This window comes from Streptomyces sp. NPDC045778, assembly GCF_056431945.1.
Window position 1 is genome coordinate 336708 of sequence record NZ_JBWKJZ010000006.1, and the last position, 14072, is coordinate 350779.

11 protein-coding genes are annotated in these 14072 nt (G+C 70.9%); all 11 read right to left on the reverse strand.

The window, feature by feature from the left end; genetic code table 11:
- Positions 1-279: hypothetical protein (locus tag AC07GB_RS10885; protein ID WP_478843754.1), on the reverse strand; the 279-nt coding region annotated here is incomplete at its 3' end.
- Positions 280-526: 247 nt separating this feature from the next.
- Positions 527-1360 (reverse strand): TIGR03936 family radical SAM-associated protein, encoded by an 834-nt coding sequence (locus AC07GB_RS10890; protein WP_478843756.1) that lies wholly within the window; start codon positions 1358-1360, stop codon positions 527-529.
- A 176-nt stretch (positions 1361-1536) separates the two neighbouring features.
- On the reverse strand, positions 1537-2604 hold the full coding sequence (locus tag AC07GB_RS10895) for a hypothetical protein (protein ID WP_478843758.1): 1068 nt from the start codon (positions 2602-2604) through the stop codon (positions 1537-1539).
- A gap of 203 nt (positions 2605-2807) precedes the next feature.
- Complete coding sequence (locus tag AC07GB_RS10900) at positions 2808-4748, reverse strand: TIGR03960 family B12-binding radical SAM protein (RefSeq protein WP_478843760.1); 1941 nt, start codon at positions 4746-4748, stop codon at positions 2808-2810.
- A 94-nt stretch (positions 4749-4842) separates the two neighbouring features.
- Positions 4843-6408: a CYTH and CHAD domain-containing protein gene (locus AC07GB_RS10905; protein WP_478843762.1), complete on the reverse strand. Its 1566-nt coding sequence runs from the start codon at positions 6406-6408 to the stop codon at positions 4843-4845.
- Between the two features lie 60 nt (positions 6409-6468).
- Positions 6469-7665 (reverse strand): rod shape-determining protein RodA, encoded by a 1197-nt coding sequence (gene rodA, locus AC07GB_RS10910; RefSeq protein ID WP_478843764.1) that lies wholly within the window; start codon positions 7663-7665, stop codon positions 6469-6471.
- Positions 7666-7714: 49 nt separating this feature from the next.
- Positions 7715-9964, reverse strand: coding sequence for a penicillin-binding protein 2 (gene mrdA, locus AC07GB_RS10915; protein ID WP_478843766.1), 2250 nt, complete (start codon positions 9962-9964; stop codon positions 7715-7717).
- 46 nt (positions 9965-10010) lie between these two features.
- Positions 10011-10685: a rod shape-determining protein MreD gene (gene mreD, locus AC07GB_RS10920; RefSeq protein ID WP_478843768.1), complete on the reverse strand. Its 675-nt coding sequence runs from the start codon at positions 10683-10685 to the stop codon at positions 10011-10013.
- A 13-nt stretch (positions 10686-10698) separates the two neighbouring features.
- Positions 10699-11640 carry a rod shape-determining protein MreC gene (gene mreC, locus AC07GB_RS10925; RefSeq protein ID WP_478843770.1) on the reverse strand — a complete coding sequence of 314 codons (942 nt, stop codon included), beginning with the start codon at positions 11638-11640 and terminating at the stop codon, positions 10699-10701.
- A gap of 360 nt (positions 11641-12000) precedes the next feature.
- A complete protein-coding gene (locus AC07GB_RS10930) occupies positions 12001-13020 on the reverse strand; it encodes a rod shape-determining protein (protein ID WP_030362602.1) in 1020 nt (339 codons plus the stop codon).
- 298 nt (positions 13021-13318) lie between these two features.
- Positions 13319-13732 carry a nucleoside-diphosphate kinase gene (ndk, locus tag AC07GB_RS10935; protein WP_478843772.1) on the reverse strand — a complete coding sequence of 138 codons (414 nt, stop codon included), beginning with the start codon at positions 13730-13732 and terminating at the stop codon, positions 13319-13321.
- Between the last annotated feature and the right edge of the window lie 340 nt (positions 13733-14072).

Sequence of the window (14072 nt, forward strand, 5' to 3'; positions counted from 1 at the left end):
GGCCTCAGTGGCCTGGGGGGCCTCGGGGGCCTCAGCGACCTCGGCGGCCGACAGCTCTTCGTCGGTCTCTTCGGTCTCTACGGTTCCTACGGTGTCTTCGGTGTATCCGGCGTTCACGGCGGCGGGGGCGGCCGGTATGGCCGGCGCGGCGTCCGTGGCGGTGCCCGCGGGCGGTCCCGCGGGGCGCGACGCGGCGCGGCGCCGACGGCGCGGCGGCAGCGTGTCGCTGGGGGTGCTGCTGTTCTGCGAGCCCTCAGTGGGGTCGTTCGGCTCAAGCATGCGGGCGGTTCTCCCGTCACGCTCCCGGGCGCCGCGCCGTAAGCCGGACGTACCCGCGGCCCTCGCCTGTCGCGTGGGGCCGCCATCCGAGGGCGTGGGCGCCGCACGGGAGCTGTCTATGTCTTGTCTCGCCGGTTCCGTACGCTCCTGGCGGACGGCCTGGCGAAAGTCTTCTGGTCAGTGCGCCGCCCGACCCAGGTGGCTCCCGAGTACGAGGGTGGCGCTGCGGTGTGCTCGGCGAGCGCCCCTACGCGGGACCTTCCGGCACCGGCGCCGTCGCGGCGGCAGCTTCGGCGACCCCTGAACGGGTGCGCCCATCGGAACGGGTCTGCCCATCGGCCGGGGCGGCCGTGACTGCCTCGCGGTCTGGCGCGAGCGGGTCGGTCACCGTGCCGGTCTCTTCATCGAAAAGCCCCTGCGCCAGCCTGGTCACCGCTGCGGGGACCGGCGGCGCCAGGTCGGCCACAGCTCGGAGACCGGACAGGACGTCGTCGGGTCGGACGGCAGGTGTCACGTGCCGTACAACCAGCCGCAGTATCGCACAGGGCTTGTCGGTCGGCCTATCAGCGACGGAGGCGCGCGCCTCCGGGCCGAGGGCGTCCAGGCTCACGACGGCGGCGCGGGCGTCGAACGTGCGCATCCCGTTCTTCGTACGGCGCTGGACCTCGACGGTCTCGGCGGCGCGGAAGGCGGCGGCGGCCCGCTCGGCGTCGGTGCTCTCCACGCCGTCGAGGCGCAGCTCCCACACGGAGGCGGTGAGCCGGTCGGCGAGCCCGGAGGTGCGGGCCTCGACGGCGTCCGTGATGTCGAGCCCGGCAGGCAGCGACTCGTTGAGCAGCGTCCGCAGCGTCTGCGGGTCGCGGGGCGCGGTGAGCGCGATCTCCAGATACTCGGCCTCGCTGCCCGTGCCGGTGGGTGCGGCATTGGCGTACGACACCTTCGGGTGCGGGGTGAAGCCCGCCGAGTACGCCATGGGCACATCGGCGCGGCGCAGCGCCCGCTCGAAGGCGCGCTGGAAGTCACGGTGGCTGGTGAACCGGAGGCGGCCGCGCTTGGTGTAGCGCAGGCGGATGCGCTGCACCGCGGGTGCGGGCGGCGGGCCTTCGGGCTGTCGCTTGCCCAGGGGAACTTCTCCTCGTGTACGCGGTCTGTGACGCTGCCCCGCATGGGCGGGGCCGCGTCCGGGCTGGCGCTCGCCCGGTGTCGGCGGGATCACCCCCCGCGTCGACGGGGACATTTCACGCCGGACCCTTTGCTCTAGAGTACGCGCTTCGCCTCTCCGGGTTCCCGCCGGGCCTCGGAGCCGCTGGTCACCGGCACCCTCTCCCGGGACGCGCCGAACAGCAGCCGCCGGAAGTCCGCCCGGGCCTCCCGCACGCTCTCGCGTACGGAGCCGAGCGCCTGCCGGGTGACGTGGCCCACGGCCCGGGCGCCCCGCCTGACCGGGTGCCACACCGCGTCACGCACGGCGTGCCCGACCGGTGTGAGGAGGGTCCGGTACACCCAGCGCACCGGCTCCACGAAGATCAATTTGAGCAGGCGGCCGAGGACGCCCCACACGGCCCGCGATATGCGCCCGGCGATCCGCCAGGCGTGTCCGAGCGCGTCCCCGACCTCCCGCGCGACGAAGGCGACGGCCCGGCCGATGGGCGCGAGCACCCAGCGCCACAGGGCGACGACGGGCTCCACGAAGATCCACCGCAAGAGTGTGCCGACGACGATCCCGATGCCCCGCAGCACCCACCACACGCCCCGCGCGAGCCAGGCGATGCCGTGCCCCAGGGGCGTCAGGACGTACGCGTACAGCCACTGCGCGGGCACGACCACGAGCACCCGCCCCAGCCAGGCGAGCGCGTGCCCGATCGGCGTGAGCACCCACCGGTACGCCCACTGGGCCGGTACGACGATCAGCACGCGCCCCAGCCAGAGGAGCCCGAGCCCGAGCGGCTCGACCACGTACCGCCACAGGGCCACCCAGGGCCAGACGAAGAGGGCCTTGCCGACGAAGCCGAGGACGGCACCGATCCCCCGCCCGGCCCAGGCGAGCGCCCGCCCCACCGGCCGCAGCGCGAGGTCGTACACGAACCGCCCGCACACCACAAGGGCGTCCCACACGATCCGCACCGGCACCACGAGCACCAGGACCACGATCCGCACCGGCATCCGCAGGGCCACCACGAGACACCCCTCGGCCCGCGGGGCAGGCTCAGGAACGGCCTTCGCCAACGCCACAGGCTCAGCGCCCACCTCGGCCACCCGCTCGGGTCCCGGCTGCCACACCGACCGCGCCCCCGGCTCCGCCGGGAGCCCCTTCTGAAGGTCCATGCCTACTGAGACGCCGTCACCGGCACCCCGTTCCCCCCGTTTCCGAACTGCGACGCTGACACTGCCAAGAAATCGTACGCAGCGACCGAACACCACACGGTCGAGCCCCAGCGCCCGGCACCGGCGGCGCGGAACGCGCTGTGCCCCCGCGCCTCGAAGGAGGTGCGGGGGCACAGCCGTGACCGTGCGGCTCAGCCGCTGGTTCAGCTGGTCACAGGGGTCTTCTTGACCGTCAGCGGCAGCAGCTTCTTGCCGGTCGGGCCGATCTGGATGCTCGTGTCCATCTGCGGGCACACGCCGCAGTCGAAGCACGGGGTCCAGCGGCAGTCCTCGACCTCGGTCTCGTCGAGGGAGTCCTGCCAGTCCTCCCAGAGCCAGTCCTTGTCGAGGCCGGAGTCGAGGTGGTCCCAGGGGAGGACCTCCTCGTACGTGCGCTCGCGGGTGGTGTACCAGTCGACGTCGACGCCCATCTCGGGCAGCGTCTTGTCGGCGCACCGCATCCAGCGGTCGTAGGAGAAGTGCTCGCGCCAGCCGTCGAAGCGGCCGCCGTCCTCGTAGACGGCGCGGATGACGGCGCCGATGCGGCGGTCGCCGCGGGAGAGGAGGCCCTCGACGATGCCGGGCTTGCCGTCGTGGTAGCGGAAGCCGATGGAGCGGCCGTACTTCTTGTCGCCGCGGATCTTGTCGCGGAGCTTGGCGAGACGCTCGTCCGTCTGCTCGGCGGAGAGCTGCGGGGCCCACTGGAAGGGGGTGTGGGGCTTCGGCACGAAGCCGCCGATGGACACCGTGCAGCGGATGTCGTTGGAGCCGGAGACCTCGCGGCCCTTCTGGATGACGTTCATCGCCATGTCGGCGATCTGGAGGACGTCGTCGTCGGTCTCGGTGGGCAGGCCGCACATGAAGTACAGCTTCACCTGGCGCCAGCCGTTGCCGTACGCGGTGGCGACGGTGCGGATGAGGTCCTCTTCCGAGACCATCTTGTTGATGACCTTGCGCATGCGCTCGCTGCCGCCCTCGGGGGCGAACGTGAGGCCGGAGCGGCGGCCGTTGCGCGTCAGCTCGTTGGCCAGGTCGACGTTGAAGGCGTCCACGCGGGTGGAGGGGAGGGACAGGCCGATCTTGTCCTCGGTGTAGCGGTCCGCGAGGCCCTTGGCGATGTCGCCGATCTCGGAGTGGTCGGCGGAGGAGAGGGAGAGCAGGCCCACCTCCTCGAAGCCCGTGGCCTTCAGCCCCTTGTCGACCATCTCGCCGATGCCCGTGATCGAGCGCTCGCGCACCGGGCGCGTGATCATGCCGGCCTGGCAGAAGCGGCAGCCACGCGTGCAGCCGCGGAAGATCTCCACGGACATGCGCTCGTGGACGGTCTCCGCGAGCGGGACCAGCGGCTGCTTCGGGTACGGCCACTCGTCGAGGTCCATGACGGTGTGCTTCGACACGCGCCACGGCACACCGGACTTGTTCGGCACGACGCGGCCGATGCGGCCGTCGGGGAGGTACTCGACGTCGTAGAAGGCAGGGATGTAGACGCTGCCGGTCCTGGCGAGGCGGAAGAGGACCTCCTCGCGGCCGCCGGGGCGGCCCTCGGCCTTCCAGGCGCGGACGATCTCCGTCATGTCGAGCACGGCCTGCTCGCCGTCGCCGATGATCGCCGCGTCGATGAAGTCCGCGATCGGCTCGGGGTTGAAGGCCGCGTGGCCGCCCGCGAGGACGATCGGGTCGTCGACCGTGCGGTCCTTGGACTCCAGCGGGATGCCCGCGAGGTCCAGGGCCGTCAGCATGTTCGTGTAGCCCAGCTCCGTGGAGAAGCTCAGGCCGAAGACGTCGAAGGCCTTGACGGGCCGGTGGCTGTCCACCGTGAACTGCGGGACCTTGTGCTCCCGCATCAGCTCCTCCAGGTCCGGCCACACGCTGTACGTGCGCTCGGCGAGGACGCCCTCGCGCTCGTTCAGGACCTCGTAGAGGATCATGACGCCCTGGTTGGGCAGGCCGACCTCGTACGCGTCCGGATACATGAGCGCCCAGCGGACGTCACAGGAGTCCCACGGCTTGACCGTGGAGTTGAGCTCGCCGCCTACGTACTGGATCGGCTTCTGCACATGCGGGAGCAGGGCTTCGAGCTGTGGGAAAACCGACTCGACAGACATCGCTGGACCTTCGTGAGCTGACAGGGGTGACCCTCAAGCCTAACGTGACCGGGGCCGCGCCCCGTACCTCGATCGGCCCAAGCCACCCCGGGGCTCAGCCGCCGAGCGGTGCCCGCACCTTCGGGGCCGCCGCCCTGGCCCACACCTCGGGCAGCTCCCGCTCCTGGGCCGCCGCGGCCGCCTCCTCGCGGCCGTACAGCAGGCCCCAGGTGTACGCGGACTCGCCCGCGCCGTGGGCCTGGATCGCCAGGTTCCGCAGGGCGTCGCGGGCGACGACGCTGTCCTGGTGCTCGCCGAGGACCTTCTGCACGGCCTTCATGCGCTTGGCGAAGCGCTTCGCGGGCTTGCCCAGGGCGGGCTTCGCGGCCTCGCCCGCGTACCGGGCGCGCTTGGCGGCCTTGCGGGCCTCGTGGAGCGCCGTGTCGCGCTCCTCGCCGGGGGCGAGGGCCAGGGCGTGGTCCACGCGGGCCGCGAGGCGGTCGAAGTCCTTGAGCAGCGCCTTGGGCAGGGCGTCGCCCGCGGGAGCCGCGGCGGCCTCGCGCAGCGGCGGGTCGGCGAGCAGCGCGTCGACGGCGTCGAGGAGGGCCAGATAGCGCGGCGAGTCCAGGACGGCGACCGTCTTGCGGCGCGATCCGGTGCGGCCCGCGATCGACCAGATCCGCAGGCGGGCGCGGACGGGGCCGAGGCGCAGCGTGCGGGGCACGTCCGCGAGGGCGGTCGTGAGGCGCTCGGTGAGGACCTCGCGGTCGCGGTCCACGCCCAGCTCCCCGGCCAGCCACTTCAGCTCGTCGCCGAGCGGATCGGTGACGTCCCGGTCGAGGATCTTGCGGTACGACTTGAAGGCGCTGCGCAGCCGGCGGGTCGCCACGCGCATCTGGTGGACGGAGTCGGGGAGGTCCTGGCGGACGGCGGGGTCCATGGCGAGCAGGGCGTCGCGCTGTGCGTGGAGGTAGGCGAGGACGTGGGCCCCGGCCGAGTCGTCCGCGCGGGGCGGCTCGGGCCGCATGCGCCCCGTGGGTCGATCGCCCGCGGCGGGGTCCGCCGTCTCCGCCAGGGCGCGGGCCAGCTTCGAGCCGGAATCCGAGCGGCGCACCCCCGCCTTCCTCAGCTTCTTCTCGACCTTGTCCAGGAGCGCGGGCTCGCCCGCCTCTCCCAGTTCGACCTCGATCTCCGTCCAGGCGGTGGCGCCGGGGCCGCCGTGCAGGCGCTCCGCCCGTACGCCGTCGACGCTGACCTCCGCGAGGAGGGCGCCCGCCCCGTCCACGAGGTGGCGTACGGTACGCGCCGAGCGGAGGCGTACGACCGGCACCAGCGGGGTGTCGCGCACGCGGGAGCGGACCAGGGCCGCGAGGGGGCGGGGGACGTCGTCCGAGAGGGGGGCGTGGACCTCGTCGCGCACGCCGTCCGCGAGGGAGACGGGGAGCTTCAGGTGCCAGCCCGCGTCGGAGCCGCCGGTGCGGCGGCGCAGGGTGATGGCGGCGGCGGCCAGGCGCTGGTCGGCGGTGTCGTAGTAGACGGCGTCCAGGTCGGCGACGCCCTTGTCGATGACGTCGGCGACCCCGGCGACGCCGCGTAGGTCGGGGAGGCTTCCGCCGTCCCCGGCGTCGTACTTGCGCTCGATCTCGCGGTGCGTCGCAGTCCCGTGCTTCGTGTCCGCCATGAACCGAATCTAGACGCGATCCGGGGCGCCCGGCAGTCCCTGGGCGCCCCGGCGACGGGATCAAGCCGACAGCGGCCGCTGCACCTTGATCGACTGGAGGAGGCCGACGGCCACCCAGACGGCGAACATGGAGGTTCCGCCGTAGGAGACGAAGGGCAGCGGGAGGCCCGCGACCGGCATGATGCCGAGGGTCATGCCGATGTTCTCGAAGGCCTGGAAGGCGAACCAGGCGATGATCCCGGCGGCGACGATCGTGCCGTACAGCTCGGTCGTCTCGCGGGCGATGCGGCAGGCGCGCCACAGGACGACGCCCAGGAGGAGCAGGATCGCGCCCGCGCCGACGAAGCCCAGTTCCTCGCCTGCGACCGTGAAGACGAAGTCGGTCTGCTGCTCGGGCACGAACTGGCCGGTGGTCTGGGAGCCCTTGGTGAGCCCGGTGCCGGTGAGGCCGCCGGAGCCGATGGCGATGCGGGCCTGGTTGGTGTTGTAGCCGACGCCCGCCGGGTCGAGCGCGGGGTTGGCGAAGGCGGCGAAGCGGGCGATCTGGTAGTCGTCGAGGACGCCGAGCTGCCATATGGCGACGCCGCCGAGCGCGCCCGCGCCGAGCAGTCCGAAGACCCAGCGGTTGGAGGCGCCGGAGGCGAGCAGGACGCCGAGGACGATCATCACTATCACCATGACCGAGCCGAGGTCAGGCATCAGCATGATGATCATGATCGGGACGGCGGCGAGGCCGAGGGCCTGGACGACGGTGCGGTGGTCGGGGTGCTCCCGGTCGCCCGCGTCGACGCGGGCCGCGAGCATCATCGCCATGCCCAGGATGATCGTGATCTTGCAGAACTCGGAGGGCTGGAGCGACTGGCCGCCGATGACGATCCACGCGTGGGCGCCGTTGACGGTCGCCCCGAGCGGGGTCAGGACGAGCAGGATCAGGAAGACCGAGATGCCGTAGAGGATCGGCACGGCGGTGCGCAGCATGGTGTGGCCGAGCCAGATCGTGCCCGCCATCAGCGCGAGGCCGATGCCGATGTTGATGACGTGCTTGATCAGGAAGGCGTACGGATCGTCGCCGACCAGCTCGGTGCGGTTGCGGGTGGCCGAGTAGACGAGCGCCGAGCCGATCACGGAGAGCGCGAGGGCGGCGAGCAGTATCCACCAGTCGAGGCGGCGCAGCAGCGAGTCGCGGGCGAACAGGCGGGACAGGGTGGAGCGCTCGGGGCCGTAGCCCGAGACGGAGAAACCGTTGTTCATGGTCATGGGCGCAGCCCATTCCTTGGAAGGGCGGTGGTGGGAGACGGGCGGGACATCAGTCGCGCCTCCAGCCCGCGGGCGCGCCCGCGAGTTCCTGCTGGTCCTGGTCCTGCTGGTCCTGATCTTGCTGCTGCTGGTCCTGGTCCGGGTCCTGCTGCTGTTGCTGGTCCCCCGGCGCCTGCGGCGGCTTGGGCTTGCCGGGCTTGTACGGCTTGACCTTCGGGGCGTCGATGGAGCCGTCGGGCTGGATCTTCGGCAGGGACTTCTGCGGCTCGGGCAGCAGGGCCTTCTTCAGGTCCTGGTTGCCGCTGTCGTCGAGGCCGTAGATCGCGTTGTAGATCTGGCGCACGGCGGGCCCGGACGCGCCGGAGCCCGTACCGCCCTGGGAGATCGTCATCACGATCGAGTAGTCCTTGGTGTACGTCGCGAACCACGACGTCGTCTGCTTGCCGTAGACCTCGGCGGTGCCCGTCTTGGCGTGCATCGGGATCTTGTCCTGGGGCCAGCCGCCGAACCGCCAGGCGGCGGTTCCCTTGGTGGCGACGTCGGCGAGGGCACCGTCTATGTCCTTGCGCAGGGCCGCGTCCATGGGGAGCTTGCCGTGCGCCTTGGGCTTGATCTCCTCGATGTGCTTGCCGTCGGCGCTGATGATCGCCTTGCCGACGGTGGGGTTGTAGAGGGTGCCGCCGTTGGCGATGGCGGAGTAGATCGTGGCCATCTGGATGGGCGTGACGAGGGTGTCGCCCTGGCCGATGGAGTAGTTGACGGAGTCACCGGCGCGCATCTTCATGCCTTCGAGGCAGTTCTCGTAGGCGATGCGCTCGGCGTAGTCGCCGCTCTTCTTGCCCTGCTTGCACCAGGCGTCCTTGTTGGCCTTCCAGTAGTCCTTCTTCCACTGGCGGTCGGGGACGCGGCCGCTGACCTCGTTCGGCAGGTCGACGCCGGTCTCCTTGCCGAGGCCGAACTGGTGGGCGGTCTTGTAGAACCAGTCCTTGGGGTTCTTCGCGGGCTTGTTGCCGCCGTCCTTGCGCCACTCGTCGTGCGACAGCTTGTAGTAGACGGTGTCGCAGGAGACCTCGAGGGCCTGGCCGAGGCTGATGCTGCCGTGGCCCTGGGACTCGAAGTTCTTGAAGACCTGGCCGCCGATCGAGTACGAGCTGGGGCAGGGGTAGCGGCCGTTGAACTCGTAGCCCGCGTTGACCGCGGCGGTCGTCGGGATGACCTTGAAGATGGAGCCGGGGGCGGCCTGGCCCTGGATGGCGCGGTTCAGGAGCGGGTAGTTGGACTTCTTGCCGGTGAGCTTGGCGTAGTCCTTGCCGGAGATGCCGCCGACCCAGGCGTTCGGGTCGTACGTCGGGTTGGAGGCCATGGCGACGACACGCCCGGTCTTGTTCTCCATGACGACGACAGCGCCCGCGTCGGCCTTGTAGTTTTCGCCGGTGTTCTTGTCGAACTCGTCGCGCGCTTTCTTCATCGCGTCGTTCAGCCAGTACTCGGAGACGGCCTGGACGCGGGCGTCGATGCTGGTCACGACGTTCGAGCCGGGCTCGGCGCGGTCGGACTTGGCCTTCCCTATGACGCGGCCGAGGTTGTCGACCTCGTAGCGGGTGACGCCCGCCTTGCCGCGCAGCTGCTTGTCGTACGTGCGCTCGAGTCCGGAGCGGCCCACCTGGTCGGAGCGCAGGAACGGCGAGTCGGTGTCCTTGGCCTTGTTGATCTCCTCGTCCGTGACGGGCGAGAGATAGCCGAGGACCTGGGCGGTGTTGGACTTGCCGGGGGCGGCGTAGCGGCGCACGGCGGTGGGCTCGGCGGTGATGCCGGGGAAGTCCTCGGAGCGCTCGCGGATCTGGAGGGCCTGCTTGGGCGTGGCCTCGTCGGTGATGGGGATGGGCTGGTACGGCGAGCCGTTCCAGCAGGGCTGCGGCGTCTTGGAGTCGCAGAGGCGGACCTTGTCCGAGACGTCCTTGGGGCTCATGCCGAGGACACCGGCGAGCTTGGCGAGGACGCCCTTGCCGTCGTCCTTCATCTTCATCAGCTCGGTGCGGGACGCGGAGACCACGAGGCGGGTCTGGTTGTCGGCGATGGGCACGCCGCGGGCGTCGAGGATCTCGCCGCGCACGGCGGGCTGGACGACCTGCTGGACGTGGTTGCCTGAGGCCTCCTCGGCGTACTCGGCGCCGTTGCGGACCTGGAGGTACCAGAGGCGGCCGCCGAGGGTGAGGAGCAGCGAGACGACGAGGATCTGGATGACGACGAGGCGGATCTGGACGCGTGGCGTGCGGCCTGTCTCGGGGATGTTCGTCACTGGGGCGCTCCTCCCCTGGCCGCCGCGGGCGTGGACTGCGGTGCGCTCACAGGCGCTTGACCCCCTTGATGCGTCCGGCGCGGGCGGCGCGGACCTTGGCCGCCTTGGTGCGCAGGCTGCCGCCGCGCTGGTTGCCGATGCTCAGGCCGGTGCCGGAGGACAGGAAGCCCGTGGAGACGTCGGCGGCCTTGGTGCCGCCGGCGGTCTCGCCCAGCGGGTCGTTCTCGGCGCGGCGGGCGAGCGCGATGATCAGCGGAATGGTGAACGGCGCGAGCAGCAGGTCGTACAGGGCCGCCGTGAAGAGCAGCCCGCCGAGGCCCACGTGGCGGGCCGCGTCGTCGCCGACGAGGGCGCCCACGCCCGCGTACAGGAGCGTGGAGCCGATGGCGGCGCCGACCACGACGAAGAGCGGACCGCTGGCGGAGCGCAGCCGTCCGGTCTCGGGCTTGGCGAGGCCCGCGAGGTAGCCGATGACGCACAGCACGAGGGCGTAGCGCCCGGCGGCGTGGTCGGCGGGCGGCGCCAGGTCGGTGAGCAGGCCCGCGCCGAAGCCGATCAGGGCACCGCCGACGTGGCCGTAGACGAAGGCGAGGCCGAGGACGGTGAGCAGGACCAGGTCGGGGACCGCGCCCGGCAGCTGGAGCCGGGCGAGCACGCTGACCTGGACTACGAGGGCGACCACGACGAGGGCGCTGGAGAGCAGGATCCGGTTGAAGCGCATGGTGTCGGTGCTCCTACTGCTCGGTGCCGTCGGCGGGGGCCTGCCCGGACGGTGTCGCGGTGACCGTCACGGTCGGGGCGGGCTTGGGCTTGGCGGGCTTGGACGGCAGGACGCTGTCGCGGGGGTCCTTGCGGGGGGCCTCGACGACGACGCCGACGACGTCCAGCTTGGTGAATCCCACGTACGGCCGCACGTACACGTTCCGGGTCAGGTCGCCGCCGGAGGGGTCGACGCGGACGACCTCGCCGACGGGGACGCCGGGCACGAACGGCTTGTCGGCCTGCGAGCCGAAGGTGACCAGGCGGTCGCCCTTCTTGATCTTCGCCTTGCCGTTGAGCATCTGGACGCGCAGCGGGCGGTCGCCCTGGCCGGAGGCGAAGCCCAGCTCGTCGGTCTTCTCCATGCGGGTGCCGACGGCGAAGTCGGGGTCGTTGGCGAGCAGGACCGTCGCGGTGGACGGGCCGACGGTGGTGACGCGGCCGACCAGGCCTTCGCCGTTGAGGACCGTCATGTCGCGCTTGATGCCGTCGTTGGCGCCCGCGTCGATGGTGACCGTCCAGGAGAAGCCCTGGGCCGCTCCTATGCCGATGACCTCCGCGCCCTTGATGCCGTACTGGCCCGCGCCCGCCTTCTTGAGCAGGGAGTCGAGCTGTTTGACCCGGCTGCGGTTGCGGTCGTCGCTGCCGAGTCTGGCCTTGAGCGCGGCGTTCTCCCGCTCCAGCTGGGCGATGCGGTCGTGGCGGTCACCGGAGTCGCGGACCGCGCCGATGGCGTTGCCGATCGGGTCCACGGCTCCCGCCATGCCGTCCTCGACCGGGCCGAAGACCGTGGCGGCGGCCTGTCGGGCACCGTCGACCGGTGAATCCTCGCCACCACGGATGTCCACCGTGATCAGTGCGAACGCGATGGCGATCAGCAGCACCAGGAGCAGCCGGCTCTCTCGTGTGTCCCTCACGTGCGGCGGCCGTGCCTTCCTCAAGTAGGAATCTGCGGAATGTGAGCCCGCGGGGTCCCCGGAGCCCCGAAGTCCGCGGAATTCTTATGCCTTGCCTATATATCAACGATCCGCCGCACGAGGCGGCAGGCACTCGTACGGCGGACCTTTTCACGTCAGGTCGTGTGCGGGTCGTGACGTCCGGTCAGCGGACGCGGCCGCCCGGCCACCGCGGTGGCCGGGCGCCTGTGGGCGACGCGGCGAGGCGTCGGTCCCGGGTCGTCTTTTCCATGGCGGCTTTTCGCGCCCGTTTTTTCCCTGCCCGCTCTTCCGTGCCCGCTTTTTCCGTGCCGCTCTTCCGTGCCGCTCTTCCGGCCGGGGTCAGCGACGCGGCTGGGCGTCGAGCACCTGCTGGAGCGCCTCGAACTCCTCGACGCACTTGCCGGAGCCGAGCGCCACGCTGTCCAGCGGGTCCTCGGCGATGTGGATCGGCATGCCCGTCTCGCGGCGAAGGCGCTCGTCCAGGCCGCGCAGGAGGGCGCCGCCGCCGGTCAGGACGATGCCGCGGTCCATGACGTCGCCGGACAGCTCGGGCGGGCACTTGTCGAGCGTGGTCTTGACCGCGTCGACGATGGCGTTGACGGGCTCCTCGATCGCCTTGCGGACCTCGGCCGCGGAGATCACCACGGTCTTGGGCAGGCCCGAGACCAGGTCGCGGCCGCGGATCTCGGTGTGCTCGTCGGCGTCCATGTCGTACGCGGAACCGATGGTGATCTTGATCTGCTCGGCCGTGCGCTCACCGAGAAGGAGGGAGTACTCCTTCTTGATGTGCTGGATGATCGCGTTGTCCAGCTCGTCGCCCGCGACGCGGATGGACTGTGCCGTGACGATTCCGCCGAGGGAGATCACGGCGACCTCGGTGGTGCCGCCGCCGATGTCCACGACCATGTTGCCGGTGGCCTCGTGGACCGGCAGGCCGGAGCCGATGGCCGCGGCCATGGGCTCCTCGATGATGTGCACCTGGCGGGCACCGGCCTGCGAGGAGGCCTCGATGACGGCGCGGCGCTCGACCCCGGTGATGCCGGAGGGCACGCAGACGACGACGCGCGGGCGGGCCAGATACCGACGCTTGTGGATCTTCAGGATGAAGTAGCGGAGCATCCGCTCGGTGATCTCGAAGTCGGCGATGACGCCGTCCTTCAGCGGGCGCACCGCGACGATGTTGCCGGGCGTGCGCCCGATCATCTTCTTCGCTTCTGCGCCGACCGCGAGGATGCCGCCGGTGTTGGTGTTGATCGCGACGACGGACGGCTCGTTGAGTACGATCCCCCGACCCCTGACGTACACCAGCGTGTTGGCGGTCCCGAGGTCGACAGCCATGTCACGGCCGATGAACGACATGTTGTTCCCCATGAGGATGCGTCTGGCCTTCCCTAGTGGAGCGTGTGATGGCTTGTTAGGTAGGCGAGGTGGGTGCTGTGTGGCGTGGAGGCTTCCATCGTAGTCTCGCCCGCACGCGCACGGCGCGAGGGTCTCCGCCATTGTCAGCAGATGATGAGCCGCCCCGCTCTTGGAGACGTGCCATCCGAGGCACGGGTTCCCCCAATCGGGGCGCATATGACAAAAGACGGCCGAATCCCTTCGGCCGTCCCTGGTCGGTGGAGCGATCGCACTGACTGCGTGTCAGAACTGGAAAACCTCAGGCGAGACCCGGAAAGAAGATCTTCAGCTCGCGCTCGGCGGACTCCTCGGAGTCGGAGGCGTGCACCAGGTTCTCCCGGACGATGCTGCCGAAATCGCCGCGGATGGAGCCGGGCGCGGCGGCGATCGGGTCGGTGGGGCCCGCGAGCTGGCGCATGCCCTCGATCACGCGCTCACCCTCGACGACGAGGGCGACGACCGGCCCGGACGCCATGAACGCCACCAGCGGCTCGTAGAACGGCTTGCCCTTGTGCTCGCCGTAGTGCGCCTCCAGCGTGTCCTGATCCAGGGTGCGCAGCTCCAGCGCGGAGATGGTCCAGCCCGCCTTGCGCTCGATACGGCCGATGATCTCCCCGATCAGTCCACGGCGGACGGTGTCGGGCTTGAGGAGAACGAGCGTGCGCTGGCTCATGGTGTGCGGCTCCAAGCGGTGTTTTCACGATCACATGGGATGGATTCCGCACGATACCGGGGGCGCTACGGAGGGTGGCCATCGGGTGAGCGCGATATCGGGCCACTCGGGCAGGTCGGATTCCCGGCAAAGCGACCGCCGCGGCGGAATGGGAGCCCGTCCGGCGCTTGAGGACGAGGCCGAAGGCCGAAGAACGCCCGTCCGGCGCTTGAGGACGAGCCCGCAGCGCGACGCACGGCACAGGACCCGGGGGCGAAGGCCGGCTCAGCCCCCGGAGGCCTCCCCCCGCTCAGCCAGCGCAGCGAACATCGCACCCATGAAGAACATCATCGCGATACCG

What these genes read in the sequence shown, in the direction of transcription:
- AC07GB_RS10895 (WP_478843758.1), bottom strand. Translation starts at nt 2,604, where the DNA reads ATGGACCTTCAGAAGGGGCTCCCGGCGGAGCCGGGGGCGCGGTCGGTG.
- AC07GB_RS10900 (WP_478843760.1), bottom strand. Translation starts at nt 4,748, where the DNA reads ATGTCTGTCGAGTCGGTTTTCCCACAGCTCGAAGCCCTGCTCCCGCAT.
- AC07GB_RS10905 (WP_478843762.1), bottom strand. Translation starts at nt 6,408, where the DNA reads ATGGCGGACACGAAGCACGGGACTGCGACGCACCGCGAGATCGAGCGC.
- rodA (WP_478843764.1), bottom strand. Translation starts at nt 7,665, where the DNA reads ATGACCATGAACAACGGTTTCTCCGTCTCGGGCTACGGCCCCGAGCGC.
- mreD (WP_478843768.1), bottom strand. Translation starts at nt 10,685, where the DNA reads ATGCGCTTCAACCGGATCCTGCTCTCCAGCGCCCTCGTCGTGGTCGCC.
- AC07GB_RS10930 (WP_030362602.1), bottom strand. Translation starts at nt 13,020, where the DNA reads ATGTCGTTCATCGGCCGTGACATGGCTGTCGACCTCGGGACCGCCAAC.
- ndk (WP_478843772.1), bottom strand. Translation starts at nt 13,732, where the DNA reads ATGAGCCAGCGCACGCTCGTTCTCCTCAAGCCCGACACCGTCCGCCGT.